General features: G+C 55.3%; 10 protein-coding genes. 6 read left to right on the forward strand and 4 right to left on the reverse strand.

Going from position 1 to position 8,430, the window contains the following annotated elements; all coding sequences use genetic code 11:
• On the reverse strand, positions 1-587 hold a 587-nt coding region (locus tag V7080_RS20810; protein ID WP_334190302.1), incomplete at its 3' end, for a type VI secretion system accessory protein TagJ.
• Positions 588-884: 297 nt separating this feature from the next.
• Here V7080_RS20810 and tssA point away from each other — a divergent pair.
• The 5 genes from tssA to V7080_RS20835 all read left to right on the forward strand — a co-directional run bounded on the left by tssA (position 885) and on the right by V7080_RS20835 (position 5,461).
• Positions 885-1,943, forward strand: a complete 1,059-nt coding sequence (gene tssA, locus V7080_RS20815) for a type VI secretion system protein TssA (RefSeq protein WP_334190303.1) — start codon at positions 885-887, stop codon at positions 1,941-1,943.
• Positions 1,944-1,986: 43 nt separating this feature from the next.
• The gene (gene tssB / locus V7080_RS20820) at positions 1,987-2,484 is read left to right on the forward strand and encodes a type VI secretion system contractile sheath small subunit (protein WP_334190304.1); all 498 of its coding nucleotides are present in this window, start codon (positions 1,987-1,989) and stop codon (positions 2,482-2,484) included.
• 41 nt (positions 2,485-2,525) lie between these two features.
• Positions 2,526-4,010, forward strand: a complete 1,485-nt coding sequence (gene tssC, locus V7080_RS20825) for a type VI secretion system contractile sheath large subunit (RefSeq protein WP_334190305.1) — start codon at positions 2,526-2,528, stop codon at positions 4,008-4,010.
• Between the two features lie 19 nt (positions 4,011-4,029).
• Entirely contained in the window at positions 4,030-4,497 is a 468-nt protein-coding gene (locus V7080_RS20830) for an Hcp family type VI secretion system effector (protein WP_334190306.1), read from the forward strand.
• 271 nt (positions 4,498-4,768) lie between these two features.
• Positions 4,769-5,461, forward strand: coding sequence for a hypothetical protein (locus tag V7080_RS20835; RefSeq protein WP_334190307.1), 693 nt, complete (start codon positions 4,769-4,771; stop codon positions 5,459-5,461).
• Between the two features lie 145 nt (positions 5,462-5,606).
• Here V7080_RS20835 and V7080_RS20840 read toward each other — a convergent pair whose 3' ends face one another.
• The 3 genes from V7080_RS20840 to V7080_RS20850 all read right to left on the reverse strand — a co-directional run bounded on the left by V7080_RS20840 (position 5,607) and on the right by V7080_RS20850 (position 8,033).
• Positions 5,607-6,488 (reverse strand): hypothetical protein, encoded by an 882-nt coding sequence (locus V7080_RS20840; protein WP_334190308.1) that lies wholly within the window; start codon positions 6,486-6,488, stop codon positions 5,607-5,609.
• 51 nt (positions 6,489-6,539) lie between these two features.
• Complete coding sequence (locus tag V7080_RS20845) at positions 6,540-7,025, reverse strand: Hcp family type VI secretion system effector (RefSeq protein WP_334190309.1); 486 nt, start codon at positions 7,023-7,025, stop codon at positions 6,540-6,542.
• Positions 7,026-7,385: 360 nt separating this feature from the next.
• On the reverse strand, positions 7,386-8,033 hold the full coding sequence (locus V7080_RS20850) for an MORN repeat-containing protein (RefSeq protein WP_334190310.1): 648 nt from the start codon (positions 8,031-8,033) through the stop codon (positions 7,386-7,388).
• A gap of 97 nt (positions 8,034-8,130) precedes the next feature.
• Between V7080_RS20850 and V7080_RS20855 the strand changes: the two genes are divergently transcribed.
• Positions 8,131-8,430, forward strand: a 300-nt coding sequence (locus V7080_RS20855) for a hypothetical protein (protein ID WP_334190311.1), incomplete at its 3' end; no start/stop codon positions are given.

The following is an 8,430-nucleotide window of genomic DNA, read 5'->3' on the forward strand; positions in this document are numbered from 1 at the left end:
GGGATATAGCTGTTGCATATACCGCCGTTACGCAGCGTCAGTTCGCAAGGACACCAGGCCAGGTCGAGCAGATCCTCCGGCGGGTTAATCGACAGGCCGGCAATATGCTCGAATGGAATCCAGTAATAGTTGCCATCGACGAATGCTTCCAGGACAGGCCCGAGCCGGTTGTCCGCGTCCGCGAGCCACTCGAACGGCTCGCCGTTGATGGTGCCGCTGACGGTTGCCGCCTCGTCGAATGCCGCTGAAGCCAGAGCGGCACGTGGCTGGTCGCTTGTTTCGTGCAGCGCCTGCACGAGATACCCGACCCACCGCGGCGGTGTGCCGAGGAAGACCGGCGCAGTGGCGCCCGAGAAGACGGCATGGCGGGTTCGCTCGCAGGCGATGTTGCGTCGGTAGACCATCGCCGTATGTGCAAGGCTGGCATCGAATTGCTCGGCTGTATCGAGCTGCACGCTGGCGCGGTCCCAGTTGCCGTCGATCACCGCAAAGCGAAAAAGATGCAGTCGCGCATCCACGTCGCCCGGACTCTTGCGCAGGCGCGCCATCAGGTCCGCCTGCGCCGCCTTCGTATCTGTCACTCGCATGGTTCTTGTTCCTGATCGGGCAATCGGTTGACTCCCATCAGTCCGGCACGCGCAGCGCAGGCGTCCGGGCAATAAGGGCAGCCTGGCCAATGTAGCGGTCGAACGCCGACGCGGTCAATCGTACGAAAGCCGTATTGCCGGCGCCCTGCGGCGGCGCGACTATTTGCAGTCACAGTGCTGCCGGCGGCAGCGCCAGCCGCGCCGGCCTACAGCTTCAGTAGTAGTGCCGCGGCCCGTTTTTCCCATTAGAGTAGGTGTCAACCACGGCAGGCGTGCCTGGACCGCAGGAGAAAGCCGTTGATCGATCTTGAACAGTTCTGCAGCGCATTGGACCCGGCCCGGCCCGCCGGCGTCGATCTCGAATACGACGCCGATTTCCTCGCGCTCGAGAACGCGCAGAAAGGCAGGGGAGAGCGTCAGTTCGGCGATACCGTCATTCCCGCCGAGCCGCCCGACTGGAAACGCGTGCTGCAACAGGCCACTCTCCTGTCCGGCCGCACGCGCGACTTGCGCGTCGCCTGCGCAACGACACGCGCATTGACGCATCTGCACGGGCTTGCCGGACTGGTGCGCGGGCTTCAGCTGACCGACCGGCTCTGCCGCACGATGTGGGGCCATGTGTTTCCCGCGCTCGACGATACTGACGACAACGATCCGACGCTGCGGATGAATGCACTGGCGCCGCTGGCCGGCCGTGACGAGCTGCTGGCTGACCTGCGTGACTGCGTATTCCTGTCGGCGCGCGGCATGGGCGCCTGCACCGTGCGCCAGCTGGAGATCGCGCTCGGCATTCTGGCGCCGGGTGACCACGACACCGTACGCAATTTCGTCCTGTCGGATATCGACGGCCTGGCCACCGCCGCATACAACGACGGCACGTTCCGGGAGAACCAGGCGCAGCAGGCAATCGATCTCGTTCGGGACTTGCATGCCTGGCTGTCTGAACGCGTCGGTGCGGCGCAGGCGCCCGACCTGCAGCCGCTCATTGCGAGGCTGCGGCCGATTGCCGATTACGCACGCAAATTCATCACGGAAGATCGCCACGATCATCAGGAGCGATACGACGCCGGCAACGTCGCCGCCGAAAACCCCGGCGGAGAAGCGGCACCAGCGGCGCGGCATGCACCTGCCGCAATGCAGGTTCCCGGCGAAATCCGTACCAGTCAGGACGCGGCCCGCATGCTCGACCTGATCTGCGCCTACTTCGAGAAGAACGAGCCGACCAATCCCGCGCCCCTGCTGTTGCGGCGCGCCCAGCGGCTGGCGACCATGAATTTCTACGACATCGTGCGCGACATCGCGCCGGACGCCATCAACTCGGTGGAACTCGTCACCGGCGCCCGGGCGGAGCAATGACGCGCCCGATCCACGGAACCACACCATTTCATCAGGAGCTGCCATGGCACAAGGTCAAAAATTTATTGCCCGCAATCGCGCCCCGCGCGTCCAGATCGAATACGACGTCGAGGTATTCGGATCTCAGAAGAAGGTGCAGCTGCCGTTCGTCATGGGCGTGATGGCCGACCTTGCCGGCAGCCCGGCGGAGCCGTTGCCGCCGGTAGCGGACCGGCAGTTTGTCGAGATTGACGTCGATAACTTCGACGCCCGCATGAAGGCGATGAAGCCACGCACGCAATTCACCGTGCCGAATGTCCTTACCGGGGAAGGCAACATGCAGGTCGAAATGACCTTCGAAAGCATGGACGACTTTTCCCCCGGCGCGATGGCCCGGAAAGTCGAGCCGCTGCGCAAGCTGCTAGAAGCCCGCCAGCAGCTCAGCAACCTGATCACCTACATGGACGGCAAGACCGGCGCGGAAGGACTCATTGAACAGCTCCTGAAAGACCCGGATCTGCTGAAGTCGCTGGCAGCCGCGCCGAAGCAGGACCTTCACTGACCTCCACCGCACTCAATTGATTCAGTCCGCAGGAGAACGATATGGCAGAGCAGCAACTCGAACATCAGCAAGGCGCGGTCCAGTTCAACGACTTCGCACGCCTGCTCAACAAGGAATTCAAGCCCAAGACAGATGAAGCGCGCAGCGCTGTTGAAGATGCGGTCAAGACACTGGCACAGCAGGCGCTGGAAGGCACGCTGCTGCTCGAGCGCGACGTCGTCGACACCATCCAGGACATGATTGCGGCGCTGGATAAGAAATTGTCTGACCAGATGAACCACATCCTGCATCACCCGGATGTGCAAAAGCTGGAAGGCGCGTGGCGCGGACTGCATTACCTGATCAATAACACTGAAACCGACGAAATGCTCAAGATCCGGGTAATGAACATCTCGAAACCGGAGCTGCAAAAAACACTCAAGCGCTACAAGGGCACGAACTGGGACCAGAGCCCTCTGTTCAAGCAGATCTATGAAGCGGAATACGGGCAGTTCGGCGGCGAGCCGTTCGGCTGCCTGGTCGGCGACTATCATTTCGATCATTCGCCGCAGGATGTGGCGATGCTGTCGGAGATGGCGAAAGTGGCGTCGGCGGCGCACTGTCCATTCATTGCCGGCGCATCACCAAGCACGCTGCAAATGGATTCCTGGCAGGAACTATCCAATCCAAGGGACCTGACGAAGATATTCCAGACACCGGAGTACGCGGCATGGCGCTCGCTGCGCGACGAAGAGGATTCGCAATACATCGGCCTGGCGATGCCGCGCTTCCTGGCTCGCCTGCCGTATGGCCAGAAAACCGATCCGGTTGACGACTTCGCCTTTGAAGAAGACACGGCAAGCGGCGACCACAGCCGCTATACCTGGGCCAACTCCGCCTATGCGATGGCCACCAATATCACGCGGGCATTCAAGCTGTATGGCTGGTGCACGCAGATTCGCGGCATCGAATCGGGTGGCGCGGTCGCGGGTCTGCCGGTACACACCTTTCCCACCGACGACGGCGGCGTGGACATGAAATGCCCGACAGAGATTGCCATTTCCGACCGGCGCGAAGCAGAGCTGGCAAAGATCGGCTTCATGCCGCTGGTGCACAAGAAGAACTCGGACTTCGCGGCGTTCATCGGTGCGCAATCCTTACATAAGCCGGCCGAATATGAAGATCCCGACGCCACCGCGAATGCAAACCTGGGCGCGCGCCTGCCCTACCTGTTCGCGGTGTGCCGCTTTGCGCACTATCTGAAGTGCATGGTGCGCGACAAGGTGGGTTCCTTCAAGGAGCGCTCGGATATGGAGCGATGGCTTAACGACTGGGTGATGCAATACGTCGACGGCGATCCGTCGACATCGTCCGATGAAACAAAGGCGCAGCGCCCGCTCACGGCAGCGGAAGTGGTGGTGGAAGATGTAGAAGGCAATCCTGGTTATTACACGTCCAAGTTCTTCCTGCGGCCGCACTATCAGCTGGAAGGCCTGACAGTCTCGCTGCGCTTGGTCTCCAAGCTGCCATCGCAGAAAGCCGCCTGAGCGGTAAGGGAAGAGGGCGATGGCAGACTGCTTCATCCAGTTCGACCAGATCAGCGGCGAGTCGGAAGACGCCGAATTCAAGGGCGCGATCATGGTCGTCGGCTGGCGCTGGGGCGTGAACTGGCATGCCGAGCACGGCATGTCCGGGAAAAACATCGGCAAGGGCGATGTGCGCCACTTCAGCTTCACTCACCTCATCGACACCGCCTCGCCTGCGCTGATGGCCCGCTGCGTGCTCGGCAAGGAAGTACCGTCCGCCACCTTGTCGATGCGCAGGGCGGGCGGCACCGCGCAGCTCTATGCAAAGATCCAGTTCGATCGCGTGCGGCTGGTGAATGTGGATATCGAGCTTACCCAGCAGCGGGAACTCCCGGAGGAAGTGGTGACGTTTTCGTTTCAGCAGGTAAGGTATGAGTATGCGGCACAGGCTGCGCAGGGTGGTGGGAAAGGGGGGTGGGTGCCGTTTAGCTGGAATGCGAGTTTATAAAGACGAAGCAAAAACTTTAGTTTGTACTTTTTTAGCGTTTTAGCTGATGTTCAAGCAATATTGTACAGAGATCGAATGAAAAATAGAAAGTTCACACTAGAGCCGCTGGCTTGAAGCAGAACAGAAGTAAAGAAGTATATTAAACAATCTCATGACTTATACGCGTATCAATGTTCTGTTGTTAGTTTGGTTAAATATGATCAGGCACTTGTCGAGCATCGGCTTGCGATGAACTGGGCATGCACAATTTCTGATTTTGAGGAGAATATGTATGCAGTACCTTCCTTGGGGACTGGAAATCGTACTCGCTATGTTTCCAGAGCCCAACTCACGAAAAAATGCCGTTAAATACTATCCTTTGATTGAGCGTGAATTAAACAATGCTGGAATCATTGACATCAAATTAAAGCTCGTATCCTATGCAACTATTCGAGCCGAATCCGCAGGCTTTAGATCCATTCCTGAAGATGTATCTAAATTCAATACTTTGCAGGCAGTCGAGATTTCGAACCCTGTAGATAACAATGTTCGAAATATAGCTGACGTAACGAGGTTATTAGTTCGCGAGTATCAGCTAGATAATAATTTCGGCCTTTATGACTATCGTGGGAAGGGGAGTCTTGGTAATAGTGTTCGGGGAGATGGGGAGAAATATAAGGGACGAGGCTTCATTCAATTAACAGGAAAGGCGAATTATGCTCATTTTAGTAAGGTGCTATCACTTCCTGAGCTGCTGACAAATCCGGATATTGCACTTGAGCCTGAGATCGCAGCGCGTATCTTAGCGGCGTTTATTAAGAAAGAAAGCGACAAAATTCAGAAAGCAATTCGGGCTAACAATTTGAAAGCTGCAAGAAAAGCGGTAAACGGTGGTAGCCATGGTCTAACCGAATTCTTGAAGGCATATGATATCGGTAGCAAACTAGCACTACCGAGAGACGTTGGAAATGTAAACTTAGTTTAATCTAACTTATTCTAATACGGTGAAGAAGAGTCCAAACGGTAATGGCCAAGCAACTATTTTTCAAACATTTAAATTGCGGAATACTTACTGTTTGTTTTGTTCATGTTTTAGTTTATCTTTTTAACTAGGTTAGAGCTGGTTGTAGCTATTTAATTGTGGGACAAGGGCCAAATACCATAAATTCTCTACTGGGTCTTGTATTACAAAACGAATTTAGCGACCTTGTGATGCAGGCACTTCCTGTTTGGTTCGTTGTGCATTCATAGACAACGCTATGCGAAAGGATTGCCATGTGTTTTACATTAATGGTGCCAGGAATAACTTTTTCTATAACATACAGTCCGTGCTCGTCTCTGCGCAGAACTTCTTTGATTTGATCCGCGTTTTTGAAGATTTTTGGTTCCTCATTCATTCCTGGCGAACTTTTAGCTAATTGAGGGAACTGATAGCGATCTCTAGCGCAATGCGCAGCACTGTACGCACCAAAATCAGCGCAGCTTGCGGAATACGGAACGGCATGACAATGACCCGAAAGATAAATTGATATCAACAGGTTGACATACGTTGTGCAGTCCATTTCAACGGGGCCGGTCATGTAATGGCGATTGGTTCTCTGTACTGCAAATCTTGGATTTCCGTGAATTCCCCAGATTGCACGATTGCCGCCTCCTTGATCGGCTCCTGTGTTGTACTTGATGTCATGCTTCCTAAACCAGTGGTGCATGGCATCCATACCAGGTCGACCACCTCTTCCAGGCATCGGTATCAATATTTTTGCTTTCCAAGCCATAAATAACAATGCAGAGTCATTAGCCTGCAGAACTTTTTTTGGGGGATTTGTCCGAATATGTTTCTTCTGAAATCGCTCTAGTGCATCAGCGGTACTTTTTCCCCACTGTCCGTTTGTCATCTCTTCGATGGGTTCGCCGGCAGCTATAAGTAATTCCTGCAAGTTATTAACATCTCTTTTTAGATTCACCCCACGCTCGCCAACAGTGCTTTTCGTTAGCCGAATTGTCGGTCCCATCGCATTCCCTCGAATTACTATAGTTAATAGCCATTCTGGATTATTTTTTTACTAGCTCTTCGCGTTTTTTGCAATGTTATATTCAGCTGTTTTTGGCCCGCCGCCGGAGCTGCCTTTTGCATTTTGCGGAAAGTACTCGGTTTTAAATTGTGCAAAGTTAAGCGCAATATTCTCTGTTAGCCGTTCTTCACCACCGCTTCCTCCGGTAGAAATCGACGACACAAGAACCTGTTTCAACGTGATTTTTAAATACTCTAGCGGCTTTTCGCCAGCTTTGCGAACGATGATCGTAGCCTGGTCGAAATGCTTTCCGTTGCAGCATGCATCTATTAATGCGTGGGTTGCTGAATCAATATACTTAGTGATTGACACGTCTTGAATGTTGACTTTTCCCGCTCCTCCTCCAGTGCCCATATGCATAGTACCAGTCTGTGTCATTCCCCAACTCCATGCCAATAACTGAATCGCGTCTTTATACGTAGCGTCCTGAGATTCGCCTGTTAAGTTATCCAACTTTAAAAACATATCAATGGCCATGACCTCTCTCCTTTCATTGAACGGCAAGTAGCTTTGCTACCCGACCCAGACGAGCAAGTGCGAAAGACTTCTCATTTAAGTACTGGTATGCGACCCTGATCGAGAATCCTCATACATCGCCACCTTCTATTCAAACGATACTGCCTATCGATTTAAGGTTCTATACGACTAACGTACGATGCAGGCCATCAATGCGCTGTTACGTGTTCAAGTAATTTGAATGAGTGAACTAGTTGTATATGAACGCGTGCCTGTATCAGCAAGTTAATTTAAGTTATGGGACTGTCACAACCTGAAGGTACAAACGTTTTGTTGTTTGTCTAGTTGACGACTCATGTTTCATCAACAGAGTCTGCATATTTACTTTCTTAACGTCTCCGCTATTCTTCCATCGCGTCCTTCCTTACCGTCGCTCTCCGATTCGCCGGATGACGTCGTCGAGCTCGTATCGTTGTCGGCCCTGACCAGCTGGCCGTTCTCCGTCCTGACGCCATCCTTGAATTCGCCTTCCCAGTAGCTGCCGCTTTTCCAGGTGTACCGGCCCTGTCCGTGATGCTTGCCTTTCACCCAGCTACCGGTGTAGACATCACCGGAGCGGAAGCGCGTGGTGCCTTGGCCATCGGGTTCGCCGTTCTTCACCTCGCCTTCATAGCGGTCGCCGCTGGCGAACTGGAATACGCCGCGTCCGTTGGAGACGCCGTTTACCCATGTGCCGGTATAGACATCGCCGTTCTTGAAGCGTGTCGTTCCTCGCCCATGAGGCTCGCCGTCCCTGACCTCGCCTTCGTAGCGGATGCCATCGGCAAAGCGCAGGACGCCGCGGCCGTTGGGTTTGTCGCCTGACCAGTCGCCGCTGTACTGCTGGCCGTTGGCCCAGGTGAAGCGGCCTTTGCCTTCCTTGACGCCATTGACTAGGCGCCCCTCGAAGTGGTCGCCGTTCGACCAGCGAATCTGACCGGTGCCCGACACGATGCCGGTGGCCGGGTCGGGCGTGAAATTGCCCACCATGGTTTGACCGGGAAAGGTGATGGTGCGCTGTGGGCCGGATGCCGTTAAAGGCGAACTATCCTGCTGCGGTTCGTCGGCTTTCTGTGGTTCTGCCTTCGTGGCGGCCGACGTCGATGGGGCTTTCGCTACCGGGGGCAGGGGCGCACCGGAGGTGGCGCCGCTTGAAGGCGAGGCGGATGAGCCTGTGGAAGATGCGCCTGTTGAAGCGGAAGGACTGGGTGAAGCGGTAGCGGTGGGCGCGGCCGCCGTGGCGGTATTCGCCTTTGCCTGCTGCTCGCCGCTTCCCGGCTGCGGTGCCGGTGACGATGTTGCGCCGGATGTGACGGCGGTTCCGCTGCCGGTGCGGGCGGCTGCATTCCTGTCCAATTCTTCCGCCGATGAAGGTGTTGACGATGCT

The sequence above is a fragment of the Noviherbaspirillum sp. genome (genome assembly GCF_036846085.1).
Lineage (GTDB): Bacteria > Pseudomonadota > Gammaproteobacteria > Burkholderiales > Burkholderiaceae_D > Noviherbaspirillum.

Bases quoted from the DNA above. Each gene is read 5' to 3' on its own strand.
- V7080_RS20850 (WP_334190310.1), bottom strand. From the start codon at position 8,033: ATGGTGGGCAATTTCACGCCCGACCCGGCCACCGGCATCGTGTCGGGC.
- V7080_RS20835 (WP_334190307.1), top strand. From the start codon at position 4,769: ATGCAGTACCTTCCTTGGGGACTGGAAATCGTACTCGCTATGTTTCCA.
- V7080_RS20840 (WP_334190308.1), bottom strand. From the start codon at position 6,488: ATGGGACCGACAATTCGGCTAACGAAAAGCACTGTTGGCGAGCGTGGG.
- V7080_RS20845 (WP_334190309.1), bottom strand. From the start codon at position 7,025: ATGGCCATTGATATGTTTTTAAAGTTGGATAACTTAACAGGCGAATCT.
- tssB (WP_334190304.1), top strand. From the start codon at position 1,987: ATGGCACAAGGTCAAAAATTTATTGCCCGCAATCGCGCCCCGCGCGTC.
- V7080_RS20830 (WP_334190306.1), top strand. From the start codon at position 4,030: ATGGCAGACTGCTTCATCCAGTTCGACCAGATCAGCGGCGAGTCGGAA.
- tssC (WP_334190305.1), top strand. From the start codon at position 2,526: ATGGCAGAGCAGCAACTCGAACATCAGCAAGGCGCGGTCCAGTTCAAC.